Origin of the sequence: Streptomyces sp. B93, from assembly GCF_018070565.1 — a bacterium.
Taxonomy (GTDB): domain Bacteria; phylum Actinomycetota; class Actinomycetes; order Streptomycetales; family Streptomycetaceae; genus Streptomyces.
In genome coordinates this window covers 37,441-59,404 of the sequence record NZ_JAGPXL010000018.1, presented here as the reverse complement: position 1 = coordinate 59,404, position 21,964 = coordinate 37,441, and the positions used below count along the sequence as shown (strand labels likewise).

Annotated in this window: 22 protein-coding genes; 11 read left to right on the top strand and 11 right to left on the bottom strand. The window is 73.9% G+C overall.

What is annotated here, in order from left to right:
* The first annotated feature begins 104 nt into the window (after positions 1 to 104).
* Positions 105 to 602 carry a nitrate reductase molybdenum cofactor assembly chaperone gene (locus tag KBY47_RS19350; protein WP_210922423.1) on the top strand — a complete coding sequence of 166 codons (498 nt, stop codon included), beginning with the start codon at positions 105 to 107 and terminating at the stop codon, positions 600 to 602.
* A gap of 100 nt (positions 603 to 702) precedes the next feature.
* Here the strand turns inward: KBY47_RS19350 and dnaK are convergent, their stop codons facing one another.
* The 5 genes from dnaK to KBY47_RS19325 form a co-directional block, all read right to left on the bottom strand.
* Positions 703 to 2,583 (bottom strand): molecular chaperone DnaK, encoded by a 1,881-nt coding sequence (gene dnaK / locus KBY47_RS19345; protein WP_210922422.1) that lies wholly within the window; start codon positions 2,581 to 2,583, stop codon positions 703 to 705.
* A 119-nt stretch (positions 2,584 to 2,702) separates the two neighbouring features.
* Positions 2,703 to 3,449 (bottom strand): glycerophosphodiester phosphodiesterase family protein, encoded by a 747-nt coding sequence (locus KBY47_RS19340; RefSeq protein WP_210922485.1) that lies wholly within the window; start codon positions 3,447 to 3,449, stop codon positions 2,703 to 2,705.
* Between the two features lie 85 nt (positions 3,450 to 3,534).
* Positions 3,535 to 3,963: an OsmC family protein gene (locus KBY47_RS19335; RefSeq protein ID WP_210922421.1), complete on the bottom strand. Its 429-nt coding sequence runs from the start codon at positions 3,961 to 3,963 to the stop codon at positions 3,535 to 3,537.
* Positions 3,964 to 4,063: 100 nt separating this feature from the next.
* Entirely contained in the window at positions 4,064 to 6,142 is a 2,079-nt protein-coding gene (locus KBY47_RS19330; RefSeq protein WP_210922420.1) for a phage holin family protein, read from the bottom strand.
* Positions 6,143 to 6,354: 212 nt separating this feature from the next.
* Complete coding sequence (locus KBY47_RS19325) at positions 6,355 to 6,768, bottom strand: hypothetical protein (RefSeq protein WP_210922419.1); 414 nt, start codon at positions 6,766 to 6,768, stop codon at positions 6,355 to 6,357.
* An 82-nt stretch (positions 6,769 to 6,850) separates the two neighbouring features.
* Here KBY47_RS19325 and KBY47_RS19320 point away from each other — a divergent pair, with 82 nt between their 5' ends.
* Complete coding sequence (locus tag KBY47_RS19320; RefSeq protein WP_210922418.1) at positions 6,851 to 7,624, top strand: MBL fold metallo-hydrolase; 774 nt, start codon at positions 6,851 to 6,853, stop codon at positions 7,622 to 7,624.
* A complete protein-coding gene (locus KBY47_RS19315) occupies positions 7,621 to 8,244 on the top strand; it encodes a DedA family protein (RefSeq protein ID WP_210922417.1) in 624 nt (207 codons plus the stop codon). The genes KBY47_RS19320 and KBY47_RS19315 overlap by 4 nt, the downstream gene beginning before the upstream one ends.
* A 73-nt stretch (positions 8,245 to 8,317) precedes the next feature.
* On the opposite strand, the gene KBY47_RS19310 is transcribed toward KBY47_RS19315, so the two are convergent.
* The 4 genes from KBY47_RS19310 to KBY47_RS19295 form a co-directional block, all read right to left on the bottom strand.
* Positions 8,318 to 9,397: an MBL fold metallo-hydrolase gene (locus KBY47_RS19310; protein WP_210922416.1), complete on the bottom strand. Its 1,080-nt coding sequence runs from the start codon at positions 9,395 to 9,397 to the stop codon at positions 8,318 to 8,320.
* Positions 9,394 to 10,638, bottom strand: a complete 1,245-nt coding sequence (locus KBY47_RS19305; protein WP_210922415.1) for an aminotransferase class I/II-fold pyridoxal phosphate-dependent enzyme — start codon at positions 10,636 to 10,638, stop codon at positions 9,394 to 9,396. Before KBY47_RS19305 ends, KBY47_RS19310 begins: the two co-directional genes overlap by 4 nt.
* 118 nt (positions 10,639 to 10,756) lie before the next feature.
* Positions 10,757 to 11,404 (bottom strand): hypothetical protein, encoded by a 648-nt coding sequence (locus tag KBY47_RS19300; protein ID WP_210922414.1) that lies wholly within the window; start codon positions 11,402 to 11,404, stop codon positions 10,757 to 10,759.
* Between the two features lie 172 nt (positions 11,405 to 11,576).
* Positions 11,577 to 12,386: an RNA polymerase sigma factor SigF gene (locus KBY47_RS19295; RefSeq protein WP_210922413.1), complete on the bottom strand. Its 810-nt coding sequence runs from the start codon at positions 12,384 to 12,386 to the stop codon at positions 11,577 to 11,579.
* A gap of 244 nt (positions 12,387 to 12,630) precedes the next feature.
* Here KBY47_RS19295 and KBY47_RS19290 point away from each other — a divergent pair, with 244 nt between their 5' ends.
* From KBY47_RS19290 to KBY47_RS19275, 4 genes are all read left to right on the top strand, one after another.
* Positions 12,631 to 14,436: a thiamine pyrophosphate-requiring protein gene (locus tag KBY47_RS19290; RefSeq protein WP_210922412.1), complete on the top strand. Its 1,806-nt coding sequence runs from the start codon at positions 12,631 to 12,633 to the stop codon at positions 14,434 to 14,436.
* Between the two features lie 262 nt (positions 14,437 to 14,698).
* On the top strand, positions 14,699 to 15,094 hold the full coding sequence (locus tag KBY47_RS19285; RefSeq protein ID WP_210922411.1) for a DUF2795 domain-containing protein: 396 nt from the start codon (positions 14,699 to 14,701) through the stop codon (positions 15,092 to 15,094).
* Positions 15,094 to 15,534 carry a CBS domain-containing protein gene (locus KBY47_RS19280; protein WP_210922410.1) on the top strand — a complete coding sequence of 147 codons (441 nt, stop codon included), beginning with the start codon at positions 15,094 to 15,096 and terminating at the stop codon, positions 15,532 to 15,534. Before KBY47_RS19285 ends, KBY47_RS19280 begins: the two co-directional genes overlap by 1 nt.
* A gap of 7 nt (positions 15,535 to 15,541) precedes the next feature.
* Positions 15,542 to 16,084: a type 1 glutamine amidotransferase domain-containing protein gene (locus tag KBY47_RS19275; protein ID WP_210922409.1), complete on the top strand. Its 543-nt coding sequence runs from the start codon at positions 15,542 to 15,544 to the stop codon at positions 16,082 to 16,084.
* A 42-nt stretch (positions 16,085 to 16,126) separates the two neighbouring features.
* Here the strand turns inward: KBY47_RS19275 and KBY47_RS19270 are convergent, their stop codons facing one another.
* Positions 16,127 to 16,384, bottom strand: coding sequence for a DUF6158 family protein (locus KBY47_RS19270; RefSeq protein ID WP_210922408.1), 258 nt, complete (start codon positions 16,382 to 16,384; stop codon positions 16,127 to 16,129).
* A 57-nt stretch (positions 16,385 to 16,441) separates the two neighbouring features.
* Here KBY47_RS19270 and KBY47_RS19265 point away from each other — a divergent pair, with 57 nt between their 5' ends.
* Positions 16,442 to 17,557, top strand: coding sequence for a Vms1/Ankzf1 family peptidyl-tRNA hydrolase (locus KBY47_RS19265; RefSeq protein ID WP_210922407.1), 1,116 nt, complete (start codon positions 16,442 to 16,444; stop codon positions 17,555 to 17,557).
* 33 nt (positions 17,558 to 17,590) lie between these two features.
* Here the strand turns inward: KBY47_RS19265 and KBY47_RS19260 are convergent, their stop codons facing one another.
* Positions 17,591 to 19,210 (bottom strand): ABC-F family ATP-binding cassette domain-containing protein, encoded by a 1,620-nt coding sequence (locus KBY47_RS19260; RefSeq protein WP_210922406.1) that lies wholly within the window; start codon positions 19,208 to 19,210, stop codon positions 17,591 to 17,593.
* A gap of 101 nt (positions 19,211 to 19,311) precedes the next feature.
* Here KBY47_RS19260 and KBY47_RS19255 point away from each other — a divergent pair, with 101 nt between their 5' ends.
* The 3 genes from KBY47_RS19255 to KBY47_RS19245 all read left to right on the top strand — a co-directional run bounded on the left by KBY47_RS19255 (position 19,312) and on the right by KBY47_RS19245 (position 21,963).
* Complete coding sequence (locus KBY47_RS19255) at positions 19,312 to 20,805, top strand: bifunctional phosphatase PAP2/diacylglycerol kinase family protein (protein ID WP_210922405.1); 1,494 nt, start codon at positions 19,312 to 19,314, stop codon at positions 20,803 to 20,805.
* Positions 20,806 to 20,920: 115 nt separating this feature from the next.
* Complete coding sequence (locus tag KBY47_RS19250) at positions 20,921 to 21,748, top strand: class I SAM-dependent methyltransferase (protein WP_210922404.1); 828 nt, start codon at positions 20,921 to 20,923, stop codon at positions 21,746 to 21,748.
* Positions 21,749 to 21,792: 44 nt separating this feature from the next.
* Complete coding sequence (locus KBY47_RS19245; RefSeq protein ID WP_210922403.1) at positions 21,793 to 21,963, top strand: hydrophobic protein; 171 nt, start codon at positions 21,793 to 21,795, stop codon at positions 21,961 to 21,963.
* Position 21,964: the final 1 nt, after the last annotated feature.

Below are 21,964 nucleotides of genomic sequence, written 5' to 3'. Positions count from 1 at the left end.
CCTGACCCGTACGGGTGCGGTCGGGGGGTGCGTCGGCGTGCTCGCGCCTACGTTCGGAGGGAACGGGGCGAGCGAGCACGACCGACAGGCGGGAGGCGGGCCCGATGCCCGGTTTCGAGGTGCTGTACCAGGCGGCGGCGCTCTGTCTGACCTATCCGGGCGACGACTTCCTGGCCCGGCTGCCGCTGCTGCGGGAAGCCGCGCCGCAGCTGCGGGAGTTCACCGACCACGCGGCGGTCACCGCGCCCGAGGAGCTGGCGGCGCACTACGTGCGGGTCTTCGGCGAGGACGGTGAGGAAGGGCTGCGCCTGGGCCGGGGGCGTGGTGCCGCCGCCCCGGCGCGGCTGTCGGACCTGTACCGCGCGCACGGTCTGGAGTTCACCGGCGAGGAGCGGCCGGACTTCCTGCCCGCGGTGCTGGAGTTCACCGCCCGCACCGGCAACACCGACCCGCTCACCGGCCACCGCGACGCCCTGGAACAGCTCCGGGCCCGCCTCACCGGCCTGGGCACGCCGTACGCCTGTGTCCTGGACGCGGTGTGCGCGACGCTGCCGCCCGCGCACCCGGGCGATCTGACGGACCCGGTGCCGCAGCCCCGCTGAGGATTTCGTCTGCGGGTGCGTCGTGGCTGGTCGCGCCGGCGCGGCGGAGCCGCATGTCGATACAGCCCCGCGCCCCTGGGTGGGCTGCCCCACCCGCGTCTCAGGCGGCGCCGCCCTTTTGGTCGCGCTCCTCGTCGACGATCTCCGCGTCCACCACGCCCTCCTCGTCCTGCGGCGTGTGCGGCGTGCCCTGCTCCTGGGTGGCGCCCGCCGCCGGCTGCTCCGCATGGGCGTACATGGCCTGTCCCATGCGCTGGCTGACGGCGGCGAGCTTCTCCACGCCCGCGCGCAGCGCCGCGGTGTCCGTCTCCGCGCCGGGGCGCTCCAGCAGGCCCTTGAGTTCGGTGACGGCGGACTCGACCTCGCCGCGGGTGTCGGCGGGGACGCGGTCGCCGTTCTCGGCGAGGAACCGCTCGGTCTGGTAGACGAGTTGCTCGGCCTGGTTGCGGGTCTCGGCGGCCTCCCGGCGCCTGCGGTCCTCGTCGGCGTACTGCTCGGCCTCCCGCATCATGCGGTCGATGTCGTCCTTGGGCAGGGCGGAGCCGCCGGTGACGGTCATCTTCTGTTCCCGGCCGGTGGCCAGGTCCTTCGCGGAGACGTGCATGATCCCGTTGGCGTCGATGTCGAAGGCGACCTCGATCTGCGGGATGCCGCGCGGCGCGGGCGGCAGACCGGTGAGGTCGAAGGTGCCGAGCTTCTTGTTGTACGCGGCGATCTCCCGTTCGCCCTGGTAGACCTGGATGCCGACGGAGGGCTGGTTGTCGGCGGCGGTGGTGAAGATCTCCGAACGCCGGGTCGGGATCGTGGTGTTGCGCTCGATGAGCTTGGTCATGATGCCGCCCTTGGTCTCGATGCCCAGGGACAGCGGGGTGACGTCGAGGAGGAGTACGTCCTTCACGTCGCCGCGGATGACACCGGCCTGGAGGGCGGCGCCGACGGCGACCACCTCGTCGGGGTTGACGCCCTTGTGCGGGTCCTTGCCGGTCAGTTCGCGGACCAGTTCGGTGACGGCGGGCATCCGGGTGGAGCCGCCGACGAGGATGACGTGGTCGATCGCGGCGAGCTTGATCCCGGCGTCCTTGACGGCCTGGTGGAAGGGGGTCTTGCAGCGGTCGAGGAGGTCGGCGGTGAGTTCCTGGAACTGGGCGCGGGTGAGCTTCTCCTCCAGGTGGAGGGGGCCTTCGGAGGAGGCGGTGATGTAGGGCAGGTTGATCGAGGTCTCGGAGGACGAGGACAGCTCGATCTTGGCCTTCTCGGCTCCCTCGCGCAGCCGCTGCACGGCCATCTTGTCGTTCCCCAGGTCGATGCCGTACTGGCCCTTGAACTTCTTCACCAGGTATTCGACGATCCGCATGTCCCAGTCGTCGCCGCCGAGGTGGGTGTCGCCGTTGGTGGCCTTGACCTCGATGACGCCGTCGCCGATCTCCAGCAGGGAGACGTCGAAGGTGCCGCCGCCGAGGTCGAAGACGAGGACGGTCTGTTCCTCGCCGCGGTCCAGGCCGTAGGCGAGGGCGGCGGCGGTCGGTTCGTTGATGATCCGCAGCACCTTCAGGCCCGCGATCTCCCCGGCCTCCTTGGTGGCCTGCCGCTGGGCGTCGTCGAAGTAGGCGGGCACGGTGATCACCGCGTCGGTGACGTCCTCGCCGAGGTAGGACTCGGCGTCCCGCTTGAGCTTCTGCAGGACGCGCGCGGACAGCTCCTGGGCCCGGAAGCGGGTGCCGTCCACGGAGCCCTGGTCGGGGAAGCGCCAGTCGGCCTCGCCCATGTGCCGCTTCACGGAGCGGGCGGTGCGCTCGACGTTGGTGACCGCCTGCCGCTTGGCGACCTCGCCGACCAGCACCTCACCGTTCTTGGCGAAGGCCACGACCGACGGTGTGGTCCTCGCGCCCTCCGCGTTGGCGACGACGGTGGGCTCGCCGCCCTCCAGGACGGCGACCACCGAGTTGGTGGTCCCCAGATCGATACCGACCGCGCGTCCCATCGCAGTCCCCTTCCGCGTCAGGGAGTGTCCGCCACTCCCTCCAGCACAAAACTTGAGTGGCCTGTTGTCAATGGCGCGTCCGGGCCACCCCCGGCCGCTCCCGGGCGGCCATGGCTCCTCTACAGAGGAGTACCCCGGTGCGGGCGGAGGCCCTGGAGCGTGAGGGCGTGCCGGGGGCGGTCGGTGACGAGGACGTCGACCCGGGGGTCGGTGAGGAAGGTGCGCAGGGCGGTGTCGTCGTTGACGGTCCACACCATGGTGTAGAGGCCGTGCCGGGCCGCCTCGCGCAGCACGTTCGCGCGGGCCAGCCGCTGGTGCACGGCGACGCCGTGGGCGCCGCAGGCGCGGACCCGGCGCATCGGGAACAGCTCGCTCAGCCGGGTCGCGGTGAGCCGGGAGGCGGTGATCTCCCCGCGGTCCCGGCCCAGGGACAGGGCGGTGCGCACCCGGGGGAAGGCCCGGCTGATCGCGGCGACGGAGCGGTCCTCCAGGGTGGTCGCCACGAAGCCGTCCGCTCCGAGCAGGGCGACGGCCCGGTCCATCAGCTCACGCTCGTAGCCGGTCTCCTTCAGGTCCAGGTGGCCGACCGCCTTCCCGGCGATCAGGGACATGACCTCGTCGACGACCGGCACCGGGTACCCGGCGCGCTCGCTCAGCTCGGCGTGGGTGATCCCGGACAGCGGCGGTCCGGTGTGCCGTACCCGGGGGTCGTGGTGGACGACGAAGACCCCGTCGGCGGTGCGGCGGACGTCGAACTCGACGTACTCGGCACCGGAGGCGACCGCGTCCTCGTACGCCTGCCAGGTCGCGGGGCCGTAGCGTTCGGAGCCGCCGCGGTGGGCGGAGACGGCGGGGCGGGGCGGCATCGCGGTCAACTCCCGGACGACACGGGGGCGGGGACCCGAGCGGGCCGGACCCCGCCGCGGGCGGGGCGGGGTCCGGCCCGGGGGGTCAGGCCAGCTTCGCGGTCAGCGTGATCGGTACGGCCTTCAGGGCCTGGCTGACCGGGCAGTTGACCTTGGCGTCCTCGGCGGCGAGCAGGAACGCCTCGCTGTCCATGCCCGGCACCGTGCCCTCGACGGTGAGGTGGACGCCGGTGATGCCCTCGCCCGGCTGGAAGGTGACGTCCGCCGAGGTGACCAGCTTGGTGGGCGTGTTGCCGCCCTTGGTGAGGATGTTGGAGAACGCCATGGAGAAGCAGCTGGAGTGCGCGGCGGCGATCAGCTCCTCGGGGCTGGTCTTGCCGTTGGCGTCCTGGGCGCGCGACGCCCAGGTCACGGGCTGCGTCTCGATGGCGCCGGAGGAGTCGAAGGTGACTGCCCCGTTGCCCTCCAGCAGGTTGCCTTCCCAGACGGTGTGCGCGGAGCGCGTGGTGGCCACGGTTCTTCCTTTCGCATGCCGGTGATCCGACCCCGGTACCGGGGTTCGGGCACCATCCGATCACATCACGGCGCGACACACGCACCACACCGGCCGACCGTCAGGCGGCTTCGCGGTCGGGTTCGGCCTCCCCCACCGGCACCTGGGGGCCGGTCGACTCCTCCAGCCAGCGGCGCAGCACCCGGTGGACGGCCTCGGCACCGGCCGGTTCGGCGCCGTCGCGGGCCGGGGCGGAGAAGACCACCGGGGAGAGCAGGAACGGCCTGCCCTGGGCGCCGCCGAGACCGCCGTGCGAGCCGATCTGCTCCTCGAAGGCGAGGACCTCGCCGTCGGCCGGGTCGTGGAAGGAGTTGACCATGATGTCGGCGGTGTGCGGGAAGGAGTGGGTGCGGCGTACGGCGTCGGCGGCGCCCGGCCCGAAGGGGGCGAGCGGGCCCGGACGGTCGTCGCTGAGGTCCGCCACCGGGATCTCGGCGCCGTACGCGCCGAGCACCACCCCGCCGTGCTCCTCGCTGCGGACCAGCAGGAACCCGATGCCGGGGTGGTTGGCGAGGGTGGTCAGCAGCGCCGGGTGACGGGCGTCGATCTCCTCCTTGGTCATCCGGTGCGGCACGTCCGGGAAGGAGACCAGGCCGAGGTTGCCGGAGGCGAGCACGATCGGCTCGGAGCGGCGGCCCGGACGGTACTGCTCGCCGCCCTCCTCGACGGGGATGCGCAGCGCGGCCCGGACGGCGGCCCGCGCCTCGGCGCCGCTGCGGGTGCGCCGCGCCTTTCGCGGTACCGGCAGCCCGCATCCGGCGCGCACCAGATCGCCGAGGGTGAGGCCGTAGCGGGCACGGAAGGTCTCGCCGGGGCTCTGGCCGTGGTCGGACAGGACGACGATCCGGTACGGGCGGGGGGCGTGCTCGGCGACCTTCTCGACCAGAGCCAGCGCCCGGTCCAGCCGCTGGAGGACCTTCTCCGCGTCCCGGCTCATCGGTCCGGAATGGTGCGCCACCTCGTCGTACGCCACCAGGTCGGCGTAGACGCAGGTGCGCCCGGCGAGCATGTCGCCCATCACCGCGGCGACGACGACGTCGCGTTCGACGACGGTGGCGAAGGCGCGGACGAACGGGTAGAGGCCGCCGCGGGAGACCCGGGGGCGCTGCTTGCGGATGCGGGCCCGGGTGGACTGGCCGATCTCCCGGCCGACCTCGGCGAAGAAGGACAGGGCGGTGCGGACCGCGTTGGCGGGGTCGGAGAAGTAGGCGAAGTAGCCCGCGCGGGAGCGGTTCTCGCGGCTGCGCCGCCGGGTGGCGATGGACAGCACCAGGGCCTGTTCTCCGGCGCCGCCGCTGAACAGGTTGCCGCGGGAGGCGCCGTCGACGCTGAGCAGCCCGCCGTGGCCGGTGCGCCGCACGGCCCTGCGCTGGAGTTCGGCGGCGCTGGTGGGCCGGTTGCAGACCATGACCTCCCGGGTGTCCTTCTCGTACCAGCGGAAGGCGGGGACGTCGTGGTTGCTGCCGTGCAGGATGCCGAGCTGGCTGGCGCCGGTCTGGCTGGACCAGTCGGTGCGCCAGGGGGTGAGCCGGTGGGTGGCCCGGGGGGCGGCCAGCCAGCGGGCGACGGTCGGCATCAGCCCCTTGTCCATGGCGTCCAGCAGGACGTCGTGGCCGACGCCATCGAACTGGAGGAAGACGGTGCCCGGGGCGACGGGGCCGGGCGGCAGGGCGCGGCGGCGGCGGTCGGCGAGCCGGTACAGGCGCCGCCGGTAGGCGTCGTCGTCGCGTACGGCGAGGGCGGCGCCGGTGGCGGAGGCGACGGCGGACATCACCGCGGCGACGACCACGGCGGTCTCGGGGGCGGCGGCGCCGCGTTCGCCGGGCGTGGGGTTGAGGCGCAGCGCGACCAGCAGCAGCGCCCCGTTGAGGAAGAACACCAGCAGGCCGAGCACCAGGGCGGGCACCAGCAGCAGCAGCCGTACCAGCAGCGGCCAGACCAGCGCCGACAGCAGACCGAACGCCCCGGCGCCGAACGCGGCGGTCACGGCGATGTCGGTGGCGCTGTCGCCGTCGGCCGAGCGCAGCCGGAAGTCCGGGAGGATCCCGGCGAGGACGAGCATGGTGACCGTGGAGACGGCCCACACCGTGACGCTCCGCCCGACCTGACTGGCCACCCGCCGCCAACGCCCGCCCAGCACGCCCCGTACACCTCACGTCCCGGCCCGTCCTCGACGCGGGCCCGTACCCAGCGTGTCACACACCCGCGGGAAACCGGCCGGGCGCCCGGTCCGGGCAGGCCGCGGCCCTGTCCGCCCTGCCGCGCGTCCGAGCGCCGGTGGCCGTGGCGGCGTGCGCGCCCGCCGTACGCGTCCTCCCCGCCGTCCCGGCCCTCGCCCTGCACGCCCAGGCGTCAGCGGCCGTCGTAGCCCGCTGTCGGCATCGACAGGCGGCGGTGGACGCAGGCCTTCATCTGGGCGTCGTAGGACGGTTCGGCGGAACCGACGGTCTCGACGCGGACGCCGCGGCGGGCACACTCCGCGGTGAAGGCCGCCACGTCGGCGAGGGCGCTCTCCAGCACCCGGTGGCTGGGGGCCACGAACACGTCCGTGCCCGGGCGCACCCCGTCCCACAGCACGCAGTGGTCCGACCGCAGCCCCCGCACCAGCAGCTCACGGGCGACGACGTAGCCGTGCTCGGCGGCCCAGCGGGCGCACATCGCGTGCTGGCTGCGGGAGTCCACCAGGAAGGGGTCCGCGTCCAGCTCCTGGAGCGGGGTCAGGCTGGCGATGGCCGTGACCCGCACCGGACCTGGCACATGTCCCATGGCGTCCCCTCACCTCCGGGTTTCGCCGCAGACCCTACTCCTGCCCGTAGGCTTCGGGGAGTCGCACGGAAGGGGCAAAGAGGTGCCGGTGGAGATCACCTGGTGGGGGCACGCCACCTGTGCGGTGGAGGACTCGAACGTGCGCCTCTTGACCGACCCCCTGTTCGCCCGGCGGCTGGCCCATCTGCGCCGCCGCCGCGGCGAGCTGCCACCCCCCGCCGACCGGCACGCGGACGCCGCCCTCGTCTCCCATCTGCACGCCGACCACCTGCACGTGCCGTCGCTGGCCCGGCTCGCCCCCGGCACCCGGCTGATCGTGCCCCGGGGCGCGCCCCGTGCCGTGCCCGGACTGCGCCGGCTCGCGCATCTGCCCCTGACCGAGATGGCACCCGGCGACGAGACGACGGTCGGCGCGCTGACGATACGGGCGGTGCCCGCGCTGCACGACGGACGACGGCTGCCGGTGGGCCCGCACCGCTCCCCCGCGCTCGGCTTCGTCGTGGAGGGCGAGGCGCGCACCTACTTCGCCGGGGACACCGGACTGTTCGACTCGATGGCCGAGGACGTCGGGCGCGTCGACGTGGCGCTGCTGCCGGTCGGCGGCTGGGGCCCGTACCTCGGCGACGGCCACCTGGACCCCGGGCGGGCGGCCGAGGCGCTGGCCCGGCTGGCGCCCGGCAGCGCGGTGCCGGTGCACTACGGCACGTACTGGCCGATCGGGATGGACGCGATACGCCCCCATGAGTTCCACACCCCCGGCGACGAGTTCGCGCGCCTGGCGGCGCTGCGGGCGCCCGGGGTGACCGTGCACCGGCTCAGCCACGGGGAGCGGCTCCGGCTGGAGGTCGCGCGGTGAGCTGGCTCGCGGCGGCACCGGCGGCGACGACGCCGGACTCCGCCCAGGTGATCGGGTATCCGTCGCTGTTCCTGCTGGTCCTCATCGGGGCGCTGGTGCCGGTCGTGCCGACGGGCGCGCTGGTGAGTTCGGCGGCCGTGGTGGCGTTCCACCGGGCGTCGCCGCTGTCGATGGCGCTGGTGTTCGCGACGGCGTCCCTGGCCGCGTTCCTCGGCGACGCCACGCTGTACTGGCTGGGGCGGCGCGGCATGGGCTCGAAGAACGGCTCGCGCTGGCTGGAGGCGATCCGGGCGCGGGCGCCGGAGGACCGGCTGACTCAGGCGCAGGCGAAGCTGGCGGAGCACGGGGTGGCGGTGCTGGTGCTGTCGCGGCTGGTGCCCGCCGGGCGGATTCCGGTGATGCTGGCGTGTCTGATGGCGCGGTGGCCGGTGCGGCGGTTCGTGCGGGGGAACTTTCCGGCGTGCCTGGCGTGGGCGGTGACGTATCAGCTGATCGGGGTCCTGGGCGGGTCGCTGTTTCCGGAGCCCTGGGAGGGGGTGGTGGCGGCGGTGGTGCTGACCGTGGTCATCAGTGCGGCGCCGGGGGCCTGGCGGCGGCTGCGGGGGGTTGTCACTCGTTGACTGCCGTCTGCGGGTGGGTTGGGGCTGGTCGCGCCCACGCGGCGGAGCCGCATATCGATACAGCCTCGCGCCCCTAGGGGGTCGCAGTCCCGTCGGCCAGGACGCGCGAGCCTCCGATGGGGAGGTCCCACAGGTTCGTTCGGTCCAGGCCCGCCTTCTCCCAGGCCCTGCGTACCCGTAGCAGCGGCTCCAGGACCGGTTCCGCCGAGAGAATAAAGGTGCCCCAGTGCATGGGGGCCATGCGGCTGGCGCCCAGGTCCTGGGCGGCCCGGACGGCCTCCTCGGGGTCGCAGTGGACGTCGCTGAGCCACCAGCGGGGGTCGTAGGCGCCGATGGGGAGCAGGGCGAGGTCGATTCCGGGGTAGCGCTGCCCGATGCGGGAGAACCAGTGGCCGTAGCCGGTGTCGCCCGCGAAGTGGACGCGCCGGCCGTCGGGCGCGGTGAGCACCCAGCCGCCCCACAGGCTGCGGCAGGTGTCGGTGAGGGTGCGCTTGGACCAGTGGTGGGCGGGCACGAAGTCGAAGCGGACGCCGCGCAGCACGGCGCCCTCCCACCAGTCCAGCTCGGTGACGTGGGTGAAGCGGCGGCGCCGGAACCAGCCGCCGAGCCCGGCCGGGACGAAGACGGGGGTGTCGCGCGGGAGGCGGCGCAGGGTGGGGGCGTCGAGGTGGTCGTAGTGGTTGTGGCTGATGACGACCGCGTCGACGCGCGGGAGGTCCTCCCAGGGGACGCCCACGGGGGTGACGCGGGCCGGGGTGCCGAGGATGCGGCGCGACCAGACGGGGTCGGTGAGGACGGTCAGCCCGCCGACGCCCAGCACCCAGCTGGCGTGTCCGGCCCAGGTGACGGCGAGGGTGCGGGCGTCGACGCGGGGCAGCGGGGCGGGGGCGTAGGGCAGCCGCGGAATGTCGGCGAGTCCCTCGCGGCCGGGGCGTACGGCGCCCTCGCGGGCGAACCGGGCGAACGCCTTCAGGCCGGGCAGCGGCGCGGTCAGCCGGTCGTGGAAGGTGCGCGGCCACACCCGGTTCTCGCCGAGCGGGCGGGGTTCGGCGAGCGGTGGGGCGGGGGCCGCGACCGGCGTGGGGAGGGACGCCTCCGCATCGTCGGTCTCCCGGGTGCTCGTGGTGCCTGCCGACTCGGACTGCTGCGTCATCGAGGAGACTCCCGTCGCTGAGCGTCGTCGCTGAGGTCGTCGAAGACCGCCTTCACATGGGTCAACGCACGGTGCACAGGGGGCATTTCCAGTGGTTCGGGGGCGCCGAGGCAGGCGGCGCGCTCGGTGTCCGTGGCCCCCAGCAGCGGGCCGGTGGACAGCCGTACGCGCAGCGCCCCGAGGTCGTCGCCGAAGCGGTGGCCGCCGGGTGCGGGCATGCCGAGCCGGGCGGTGAGGAAGTCCTCCAGTTCCTGGGCGTCGCCGACGCCGTGCGCGGCGAGCGCGGATCGCAGGGGGGCGAGGTCGGCGTACAGGTGGCGGCCCGCCCGCGGGGGCAGGGCGAGGGCGCCCGCGGCGACGACGGTGTGGTGCGCGGCGGCGGCCACGCGCGCGTGCAGCCGTACGGCGGCGGTGATCCGGCCGGTGATCTGCGGCGGCTCGGACAGCGCGAGGGCGGCCGCGGCGGCGACCGGCGCGGCCACACGCGCGTCGAGCGCGGTGAGCACGTCCAGCACGCGTGCGTGCAGGCCGTCCCCGGTGTCACCGGCGGGAAAGCGGGCGACGGCGGCGGGCCAGCCGGGCGGCAGCAGCGCACCGGCCAGGTCGGTGACGACGGTGACCCGCCCGGGCAGCATCTCGGCGGGGCTCAGCAACACCGTGTCGTGCGGGTCGTGCAGGGTGTCCCGCCAGGTTTCGTCGCTGACCAGGTGCAGGCCCTCGCCGGTGGCGGCCTCGACGGTCTCGTGCAGCAGCTCGGGCGGGGCGACCGTGGCCGTCGGGTCGTCGGCCACCGACAGCACCAGCAGCCGCGGGTCGCCGCCCTCGGCACGCACCCGGCGCACGGTCTCCAGCAGGGCGTACGGGTCGGGGACGCCGCCGCACTCGGCCGGGGTCGGCACGTGGAAGACGGGTCTGCCCAGCAGCCGGGCGTACGGAGCCCACCAGGCGGCGCAGGGCCGGGGCACCAGCACGTCGCCGCCGAGCGCCGCGGTGAGCGCCAGCAGCAGCGGCGGGGCGCCCGGTCCGGCCACCGCGGCGGTCGGGGCGGTGGGCAGTCCGCGCCGCTCCCAGTAGCCGCAGGCCGCCTCCAGCAGGGCGCCACCGCCGCCGAGGGGCTCACTGTCGGCGCGGTACGCGGCCCCGGCGACGGCGGCGGCGAGTTCGGGCGGCACGGGCAGCCCGTCCTCGGGCAGCGTGGGCCCGTAGCGGACGGGGCCGTGGCCTCGCGGTTCCGTCCGCATGCGCACCTCCGCACTCTCCGCTGCCCTGGCACCGTCGCGCGACCGCCCGTCGTGGGGCCCGTGGGCCGCGGGGGGCGGGTCGTGCTCTCGCGCTGTGAGTACCCATGACGGTGCCGCGTCAGGCGTCCGCCGTCGGCTCCTTGCGCCGCACCCGGTACACCGCGGCCCCGAGCGCGCCCGTGACCAGCAGACCGCCGGTGACCAGCGCGGGCACCGAGTCGGTGAACGTGCCGCCCTCACCGGCGTGCACGCCGTGCTGGACGCCGGTCCCGGGGCAGGAGGCGTCGGAGTCGTGGTGCCGCGGTGACGGGCAGGGCCGCGGGGTGTGGGTGGGGCCGCCGCCTCCGTGGGTGACCGTGAAGGTGGCGCTCCACGGCTTGCCCTGGCCACCGGGCGGCGCCGGGCAGGTCCCGTCGACGGTCCAGGCGGAGTCCGGGCCGACGGCGCCCGGTCCGCCCTCGAAGTTCCCGGCGGGCGCGATCTTCGCGGTGCCCTCGTAGGCGGGCCCGGTTCTGGTGTCGAGGGTGACGGGAAGCGCCCGCAGGGCGACGGTGCCCTCCTCGAACGCCTGCGAGGTGGCGTCGATGGTGCGGGGCGCGGGCCCGCCGATGGGGTCGCAGGACACGGTGACGGTGACGGTCCCGCCCGGCCGCACCGTCGCGGGACTCACCTCCGCGGTCGGCTCCGCGGACACGGCGGGTATGGCGCAGGTCAGTGCCGTACCGGCGAACGCGACGACGGACAGGACACGGGCTGTATGGCGCATGGGAGGGGCTCCTTCGAGCGGTGCGCAACGATCACAGCCATCACACCCCGCCCCGAAGAAGCAGGCAGAACCAACGCAGCCAACAGAGTGACAGCGCACCCGAAGGGGGGGCGGGGAACTGCGCTAGCAACCCCACACCACCCGCACCAGGCGACGAAAGGGCGACCACCCCCTACCCGCCCCGCAGCGCGTCCTCCCGCACCCGCGTGACGCACCGGCTGATCAGCCGCGACACATGCATCTGCGAGATTCCCAGCCGCTCCGCGATCCGCCGCTGCGTCATGTCCCCGAAGAACCGCATGTAGAGGATCTCCCGCTCCCGCTCCGGCAGCGCCGCGAGACCCGGCTTCGCCGCCTCCCGGTCGACCACCGTGTCCAGCGCCGGGTCCGGCGCGCCGAGGACGTCGCCCAGCGAATACCCGTCCTCGCCGCCGGGCAGCTCCGCGTCCAGCGACAGCGCGCCGAAGCTCTCCAGCGCCTCCAGACCGGCGCGTACGTCCTCCTCGCCGAGGTCGGTGTGCGCGGCGATCTCGGCGACGGTGGGCCCGCGTCCGGGGACGGTCTGGGTCAGTTCCTGGATGGCGTGCCGCACCCGGTTGCGCAACTCCTGCACGCGGCGCGGCACATGCAGGGTCCACATGTGGTCGCGGAAGTGCCGTTTGATCTCGCCGGTGACGGTGGGTACGGCGTAGCTCTCGAAGGCGTTGCCGCGCCCGGGGTCGTAGCGGTCGACGGCCTTGACCAGGCCGAGGGCCGCCACCTGGCGCAGGTCGTCGTAGGATTCGCCGCGGCTGCGGAAGCGTCCGGCGATGCGTGCGGCCATGGGCAGCCAGGCCTCGACGACCTCGCCGCGGAGGGCGTCGCGTTCGGGGCCGGGGGGCAGTTGGGCGAGGCGGCGGAAGGATTCGGCGGTGTCGGGGGCGTCGTCGTGGGGGTGGCGCTTCGTACGCGGTTGGTGCTTCGTGTTCCCGGTGCTTCGCATGAGGCGGGCAACTCCCTTGCAACCGTGCTCTGGAAGGGGACGGTCACCGCGGGAGCGTGCGTGGCGTCCGGACCGGCCGCACGCGGGGCCGCGACGGCCGCTCCCACGGACGTGCCTGCTGTCCGAAGCACTGTGGGGGCGCCTGCCCGGCGCCCCGCCCCGCAAACGCCCCGAGGTTTCCGTCCGTGTCCGCCGGGTGACTCGTCACGGTGCTTCCCGTGCCGTTCTCCCTGGAGGTTCCTCCATGAGCACCAAGGTCTCCGACCACGTTCTGCACCGGCTGCGCGAGTGGGGTGTGGAGCAGGTCTTCGGCTACCCCGGCGACGGCATCAACGGCCTGCTCGCCGCCTGGGGCCGGGCGGACGACCAGCCACGTTTCATCCAGTCCCGGCACGAGGAGATGTCCGCGTTCCAGGCGGTCGGCTACGCCAAGTTCAGCGGCCGGGTCGGGGTGTGCGCGGCGACCTCGGGGCCCGGCGCGATCCATCTGCTGAACGGCCTGTACGACGCCAAGCTGGACCACGTGCCGGTGGTGGCGATCGTCGGCCAGACGCACCGCACCGCGATGGGCGGCTCCTACCAGCAGGAGGTGGACCTGCACACCCTGTTCAAGGACGTCGCCTCGGAGTTCGTGGAGACGGTGACGGTGCCCGAGCAGTTGCCGAACGTGCTGGACCGGGCGATGCGCACCGCGTACGCGCGCCGCTGCCCGACCGCGGTGATCATCCCCGGCGACGTGCAGGAGCTGGACTACTCGCCGCCGACGCACGAGTTCAAGATGGTGCCCTCCAGCCTGGACACCGGTTCCTGGACGGCGGTGCCCTCCGACGACTCCCTGCGGCGGGCCGCCGAGGTGCTCAACGCCGGTGACAAGGTGGCGATCCTGGTCGGTCAGGGCGCCGCCGGGGCGCGGCACGAGGTGGAGCGGATCGCGGAGCTGCTGGGCGCGGGCGTGGCGAAGGCGCTGCTCGGCAAGGACGTCCTCAGCGACGAGCTGCCGTACGTCACCGGGGCGATCGGGCTGCTGGGCACGCGTCCGTCGTACGAGCTGATGCGGGACTGCGACACGCTGCTGACGATCGGCTCCTCGTTCCCGTACTCGCAGTTCATGCCGGAGTTCGGCAAGGCGCGCGGGGTGCAGATCGACATCGACCCGCACATGATCGGGATGCGATACCCGTACGAGGTGAACCTGGTCGGCGACGCGAAGGAGACGTTGCAGCGGCTGATGCCGCTGCTGGACACCGACCGTGGTCGCGAGTGGTTCGACACGGTGTGCGCGAACACGGCGCGCTGGCGGGACGTGCTGGAGCGGCGCGCGGAGCTGTCGGCCGATCCGATCAACCCCGAGCTGGTGGCGCGGGCCCTCGACCCGCTGCTGCCGGACGACGCGATCGTCACCTCCGACTCGGGCTCCACGGCGAACTGGTTCGCCCGGCACCTGACGATGCGGCCGGGGATGCGCGCGTCGCTGTCGGGGACGCTGGCGACGATGGGCTGCGGGGTGCCGTACGCGATCGGCGCGAAGTTCGCCCATCCGGACCAGCCGGTGGTCGCGCTGGTCGGGGACGGCGCGATGCAGATGAACGGGCTGGCGGAGCTGATCACGGCGGCTAAGTACCAGGACCGCTGGACGGACCGGCGGCTGGTGATCGGGGTGTGGAACAACCACGACCTGAACCAGGTGACGTGGGAGCTGCGCGCCATGGGCGGGGCGCCGTCGTTCCTGCCCTCGCAGGAGCTGCCGGACGTGCAGTACGCCGCGTTCGCCCGCTCGCTGGGCCTGACCGGCATCCGGGTGGAGAAGCCCGAGGACGTGGCGGCGGGCTGGCGGGCCGCCCTGGAGGCGGACGGGCCCGCGGTGGTCGAGTTCCTCACCGATCCGGCCGTGCCGCCGGTGCCGCCGCACGCCACGTGGGAGCAGATGGAGGCCACGGCCGCGTCGATCCTGAAGGGCGACGCCGACCGCGGCTCGGTGATCAAGCAGGGCTTCAAGGCGAAGATGCAGGAGTTCCTGCCGGGCCGGGAGAAGAAGCGGCCGGAGCGGTAGGCGCCCTGGGGGCGTCCCGTTCGTCCGCCACCGGCTCTCCCGGCAGTACCAGCTCCTCGTAGCGGCCCAGCGCCAGGACGACGCCGAGCAGCAGGAGCGGAATGAACACAGCGAGCACCGCCATGGTGTCCGTCCTCCAAGGATGGCCCACGTGGGGGGCGCGGTCCGGGTCTCCGGGTCGTGGCCGGACAAACCTCGTGAGGCCGTGTCGGCCTCCCGTCGGCGGGTACGCGGTGCCCACTCCCGAAGGTCTGGAGGAGACATGCAGCGAGGCAGTGACCGGCTGAGCGTCCACCGGGACGACGAGATGAAGCACGAACTCCAGGGTCTGCTCAGGTCGGGCCACCCCACCCGTACGGAGGAGTGGCACGACCCCGAGCCCGGCGCCGACGACGACCCCCGGCTGGCGGGCGGCCCTGCGATGGGCTCGATGGAGGAGACCCGGCTGGAGCTGGCCCGGGTGCTGGGCCGCACCTCGTTCCCGGCGGGACCGGTCGAGCTGATGGGCGTACTGCGCCGCAGCCACGCCCCGGACGCGCTGATCGAGCCGCTGGAGCGGCTGCCGCGCAAGGCCCGCTACGGCAATGTGCAGGAGCTGGCCGAGGCCCTGACGGGGCCGGAGCGGTCGGCACACACCCCCCGGGAGGAGCCGCGGTGATGGCGGATTTCGTGCGCGAGGTGATGACGCCGGGCGTGGTCGCGGTACGCCCGGACGCCTCGCTGGTGGAGGCGGCGCAGCTGATGCGCGCCCAGGACATCGGCGATGTGGTGGTGGCCGACGGTCAGCAGGTCGTCGGTGTGCTCACCGACCGTGACATCGCGGTGCGGGCGGTGGCCGAGGGCGCCGATCCGCTGACGGTGAGCGCGCGCTCGGTGTGCACCCCGGACCCGTATCTGGTGGGTCCGGAGGACCCGGTGTCCACGGCGGTGGCGCTGATGCGCGAGAAGGCGGTCCGGCGGCTGCCGGTCGTCGAGGACGGTCTGCCGGTGGGCATGGTCACCCTCGGTGACCTGGCGGAGGCCCAGGACCCGGAGAGCGTGCTGGCCGACATCAGCCGGGCAGCACCGGACGAGACGGACACGAGGAAGGGACGGTGACCTCACCGTGCGTATCGCGTTTCTCACCGCGCCCGAGGGCGTGGAACAGGTCGAACTGACCGAACCCTGGAAGGCGGCGTCCGACGCGGGCCACGAGCCGGTGCTGGTGTCGACGAAGTCCGGGGAGATCCAGGCCTTCGACCACCTCGACAAGGCGGACACGTTCCCCGTGGACGAGGTGGTGGGCGAGACCTCCGCGGACTCCTTCGGCGCCCTGGTGCTGCCCGGCGGGGTGGCCAACCCGGACTTCCTGCGGATGGACCCGGAGGCCGTGGCCTTCGTGCGGGACTTCTTCACCGGGGGGCGTCCGGTGGCGGCGATCTGTCACGCGCCGTGGACGCTGGTGGAGGCGGACGTGGTCCGGGGCCGGACGCTGACGTCCTGGCCGAGCCTGCGAACGGACCTGGGCAACGCGGGGGCCACCTGGGTGGACGAGCAGGTGAAGGTCTGTGGGGACGGGCCCAACCAGCTGGTCACCAGTCGTAAGCCGGATGACCTGAAGGCGTTCTGCGAGACGTTCCTGGAGGTGTTCGCCAAGGAGGCCGCCTGACGGCGGCGACGGCCGCCCGCCACCCGGTACGCCCTGGTCCTCTCAGAGGCCGGGGCGTTCCCGTGCGCCCTCCCTCGTGCGGGAGGCCGCGACGAAGCGGGACGGGTTGCGGCGCAGGTACTCGCCCTCCAGCTGGGCCATGCGTTCGTTGTGGGCGCGCAGCGCGTCGTTCGAGCCGTACAGCAGTGTGTCGTGGCGCGTGCGGTGGATGCTCTCCAGCTCCTGCATGAGCTGCTGGTCGTCCAGCTGCCCCGGGTCGACTCCGGTCATCGTGGTGCCCCGCTCGTCGTGTTCGTTCATGCGGTACGGGTACCCGCCCGGCACGCACTACCCCCGAGCGGCATCCGGGAGGGAGCCATGGATCTCGCTTTTCTGCATCCACTGTACGAACATTCCGGCCCTTGGGCCTCCGTGTACATCGACACCTCCCGGCATACGGAGGACACCCCCCACGAACGTCATCTGACCGCCGAGGCCATGGCGCGGGACCTCGCGGAGCAGGGCGCCGACGAGGCGACCTGCCGGGCCGTGCGGGACGCCGCGGAGGAGCTGCGGCACTCGCCGGAGCCGCACGGCCGGGCCCTGTTCGCCCGTGCGGGTGAGGTGGTCCTCGATCCGTCGCTGGCCCGCCCGCCGCAGCGCGACCAGGCGCTGTGGGCGCCGCTGCCGCGTACCGCGCCGCTGCTGGACCTCGCCGGTGAGGACCCGGTGTGCGTGGTGGCATACATCGACCGCAGGGGCGCCGACTTCGAGCTGCGCAGCGCGCTGGCCCGGGAGGAGGCGGGCACGGTCGCCGGACGGCAGTGGCCGGTGCACCGCACCAGCACCGTCGACTGGTCGGAGCGCCACTTCCAGCTGCGGGTGGAGAACACCTGGGAGCACAACGCGGCCGAGATCGCGGACGCGCTGGCGGTCTGCCAGGAGGAGACCCGGGCCGACCTGCTGATCCTGGTCGGTGACGAGCGCGAGCGGCGCTCGGTGCACGAGCGGCTGCCCCGGCGGCTGCACGACCGTACGGTGGAGGCCCCGCACGGCCCCGGCAGCCGGCTGCTGGACGCGGACGTGGAGGAGGTACGCGCCGCGCACGTACGGCAGCAGGCGGAGGCGGAGCTGGAGCGGTTCCTGGCGGCCCGCGCACCGGACGCCGAGGGACGCGCGGCGGCGGTGGAGGGGGTGCCCGCGCTGATCGAGGCGGCCCGCGAGCACCGAGTCGACGAGCTGCTGGTCCGTCCGCAGGGCGCGGACACGCACCGCGAGGTGTGGATCGGCGAGGACCCGGACCAGGTGGCGGTGCGCCGCACCGAGCTGAAGACGCTCGGCGAGCAGAACTCCTGGGCGGCCCGCGCGGACGACGCCCTGATCCGCTCGGCGGTGGCGACGAACGCCCCGGCGCTGTCCCTGGCCCCGTCCCCGGCGGCCGAGGAGGAACAGGTGCCGGTGGGCGGCCTCGGCGCGCTGCTGCGCTGGACGTGAGGGTGGCGTGACGGGGCGGACGTACGGCGGTGGCTACCGGGCCCGCTCCACGCGCCATTCGTCCCACACCGGCTCCGGCGTCTCCCGGACCCGGCCGTCGGCGCCGAAGACCAGGTAGCGGTCGAAGGAGCGGGCGAACCAGCGGTCGTGGGTGACCGCGAGGACGGTGCCGTCGAAGGCCTCCAGGCCCTCCTGGAGGGCTTCCGCGGACTCCAGGTCGAGGTTGTCGGTGGGCTCGTCGAGCAGCAGCGCGGTGACGCCCTCCAGTTCGAGCAGCAGGATCTGGAAGCGGGCCTGCTGGCCGCCGGAGAGCCGGTCGAAGCTCTGTTCGGCCTGGCCGGTCAGCTCGTAGCGGCGCAGCCGGGACATGGCCGCGCCCCGGTCCTGGGCGTGCTCCCGCCACAGGATGTCGAGCAGGGAGCGGCCCTGGAGTTCGGGGTGGGCGTGGGTCTGCGCGAAGTGTCCGGGCAGTACGCGCGCGCCGAGCTTCCACTGTCCGGTGTGCGCGATGTCCTCCCCGGCGAGCAGCCGCAGGAAGTGGGACTTGCCGGAGCCGTTGGAGCCGAGGACGGCGACCCGTTCGCCGTAGAAGACCTCCAGGTCGAACGGTTTCATCAGGCCGGTCAGTTCCAGTGCGGCGCAGGTGACGGCGCGTACGCCGGTGCGTCCGCCCTTCAGCCGCATCCGGATGTCCTGCTCGCGCGGCGGCTCCGGCGGCGGTCCGGCCTCCTCGAACTTGCGGAGCCTGGTCTGGGCGGCGGCGTAGCGGGAGGCCATGTCGGGGCTGTTGGCGGCGGCCTGGCGCAGGTTCAGCACCAGCTTCTTCAGCTGGGCGTGCTTCTCGTCCCAGCGGCGGCGCAGTTCCTCGAAGCGGGCGAAGCGTTCGCGGCGGGCCTGGTGGTAGGTGGCGAAGCCGCCGCCGTGCACCCAGGCGTCGGCCCCGGCGGGTCCCGGCTCCACGGAGACGATCTTCTCGGCGGCGCGGGCGAGGAGTTCCCGGTCGTGGGAGACGAACAGCACCGTCTTGCGGGTCTCCTTCAGCCGCTCCTCCAGCCAGCGCTTGCCGGGCACGTCGAGGTAGTTGTCGGGCTCGTCGAGCAGCAGCACCTCGTCGGTGCCGCGCAGCAGCGCCTCCAGGACGAGCCGCTTCTGCTCACCGCCGGAGAGGGTGCGCACCTGCCGCCACTGGGCCTTCTCGTAGGGCACGCCGAGCGCCGCCGTGGTGCACATGTCCCACAGTGTCTCGGCCTCGTAGCCGCGCGCCTCCGCCCAGTCGGCGAGGGCCTGCGCGTACGCCAGCTGGGCGGCCTCGTCGTCGACCGTCATCAGGGCGTGCTCGGCGGCGTCGACGGTCCGCGCGGCCTCGCGGATCCGCGGTGCCGCGACCGACACCAGCAGGTCGCGTACGGTCGACTCGTCCCGTACGGACCCGACGAACTGGCGCATCACCCCGAGGCCACCGCTGACGGTGACGGTCCCGCCGTGCGGCCTCAGCTCGCCGGAGAGCAGCCGCAGCAGGGTGGTCTTGCCCGCGCCGTTGGGGCCGACGAGGGCGACGACGGCGCCCTCGCCCACCCGGAAGGAGACATCGCCGAGCAGTGTCCTCCCGTCCGGGAGGTGGTATTCGAGGTGCGCGGCTTCCAGGTGTCCCATGGGCGCGATTGTCCGGGCGCCCGGTGTGCCGGGGCAAACCGTTATCACCGTGGCGCCGCGTGGCCGGGAGCGACCGGCCGGTAACGGGTACCCGCTCCCCCATGAGTCCCGATGTCGATCTCACCGTTCCCGAGCCGGGCGGGCACTCCCTCCGCGCCCGGCTGCTGGGCCTGGACGCCCGGCTGTTCGAGTTCGCCGCGGCCCGGCACTGGCCGTACGGCCAGCGGGTGCTGCCCCGGCTGAGCCACAGCGCCAACCACGGTGTGCTGTGGTTCGCGACGGCCGCCGCGATCGCCGCGAGCCGCACCCCGCGCGGGCGCCGGGCCGCCGCCCGCGGTCTGGCCTCCCTCGCCCTGGCCTCCGCCACCATCAACACCCTCGGCAAACGGTCGGTGCGCCGCCCCCGGCCGCTGCTCGACCCGGTCCCGGCGGTACGGCACCTGAAGCGGCAGCCGGTCACCACCTCCTTCCCGTCCGGCCACTCCGCGTCGGCGGCGGCCTTCGCGGCGGGCGTGGCCATGGAGTCCCCGGGGTGGGGCGCGGTGGTGGCGCCGGTGGCGTTCTCGGTGGCGATGTCCCGCATCTACACGGGGGCGCACTTCCCCACCGACGTGCTGGCGGGCGCCGCGCTCGGGGTGGGCGCCGCGTTCGCCGTACGGGGCATGGCGCCGACCCGGGCGCAGCTGGTGCCGCCCGCCCGGCCCCGCGCGGAGGTTCCGGCGCTGCCCGACGGCGAGGGCCTGGTCCTGGTGGCGAACACGGCCGCGGGCACTGCGGACCGGGTGCGGGCGCTGCGGGCGGCGCTGCCGGGCGCGGAGGTCGTCGAGTGCGAGCCCCAGGAGGTGCCCGGCGAGCTGGAGAAGGCCGCCGCGCGTGCCCGGGTGCTCGGGGTGTGCGGAGGCGACGGCACGGTCAACGCGGCCGCCGGGGCCGCGCTGCGGCACTCGCTGCCGCTGGCCGTGCTGCCGGGCGGCACCCTCAACCACTTCGCGCAGGACATCGGCGTGGAGGACGTCGGCGCGCTCGGCCGGGCCGTGCGGGGCGGTGAGGCGGTACGGGTGGACGTGGGCCGGTTCGGCTGCGGCTCCCGGCACGGGGTGTTCCTGAACACGTGCAGCCTCGGGGTCTACCCGGAGCTGGTGCGTGAGCGCGACCGCTGGTCTGGGCGGATCGGCAACTGGCCCGCCGGGGTGCTGGCGGTGCTGCGGGTGCTGCGTACCGACCGGCATCCGCTGGAGGCCCGGGTGGGCGGCGGCAGCCGGCCGCTGTGGCTGCTGTTCGCGGGCAACGGCACCTACCACCGGATGGGGCTGGTGCCGGGGCGGCGGCTCGATCTGGCGGACGGACAGCTCGACGTCCGGGTGGTGCACGGTGGCCGCAGGCCCGCGCCGCGTCTGCTGGCCGCCGCCCTCGCGGGGCCGCTCACCCGCTCCCCGGCGCACGCGGCCGTGACGGTGCCCCGGCTGCGGCTGACCGACGTCTCCCCCGGGACACTGCTCGCCTACGACGGCGAGGTCACCGAGGTGGCGGGCGAGGTGACGCTGGAGAAGCTGCCCGAGGCGCTGACGGTGTACCGGCCGCTGCCCGGGAGTTGACGGTGCGTCAGTCCATATGGCGAAACCAGGGGTCTCATCATTCGGTCGACGGGCGTACGGTGGCCCCACACTTCCGCCACGGGAAGACCTCAGGACGAGAAGGGGACGCCCAGCCATGCCGAAACCCCGGGAGACCGCCGTCTACACGCACGGGCACCACGAGTCCGTGCTGCGCTCGCACACCTGGCGGACCGCCGCCAACTCGGCGGCCTACCTCCTCGGTTCGCTCAAGCCCGACATGCGGGTCCTCGACATCGGCTGCGGGCCCGGCACCATCACCGCCGACCTGGCCGAACTGGTCCCGGAGGGACACGTCACCGGGGTCGACCGCGCGCCCGGCGTGCTGGAGCGGGCCCGGGCCACCGCCGCCGAACGGGGCCTGGCCAACGTGGACTTCGCGGTCGCCGACGTACACGCGCTGGACTTCCCCGACGACACGTTCTGCGTGGTCCATGCCCACCAGGTGCTCCAGCACGTCGGCGACCCGGTGCGGGCGCTGCGCGAGATGCGGCGGGTGACGAAGCCCGGCGGGTACGTCGCCGTCCGGGACGCCGACTACGCGGCGATGACCTGGTATCCCGCGTCGCCGGGCCTCGACGCGTGGCTGGACCTGTACCACCGGGTCTCCCGCGCCAACGGCGGTGAACCGGACGCCGGACGACGGCTGAGGTCCTGGGCGCTGACCGCGGGCTTCCCCGCCGACGCCGTCACGGCCACCTCCGCCACCTGGACCTTCGCCACCCCCGCCGAGCGCGCCTGGTGGAGCGGCCTGTGGGCGGACCGCACCCTGGCGTCGGCGTACGCCGAGCGGGCCACCGGGGGCGGGCACGCCACCGAGGAGGAGCTGCGGGCCGTGTCGGCGGCGTGGCGGGAGTGGGGAGAGCGGGAGGACGGCTGGTTCGGTGTCCTCCACGGGGAAATTCTGTGCAGGAAACAAGCCTGAGAAGCGAAATTCAGGAAACCCGTACGGCAGGAGGTTGACAGAATATGGTACCCATCCTGATCGTGCTCCTTCTGGCACTCATTCTGTTCGGTGCCGGATTCGCGTTGAAGGCGCTCTGGTGGATAGCGCTGGCGGTACTCGTCGTATGGCTGCTGGGATTCCTCTTCCGGGGCACCAGCGCGGCGGGAGGCCGCAGCCGCTGGTACAGGTGGTGAA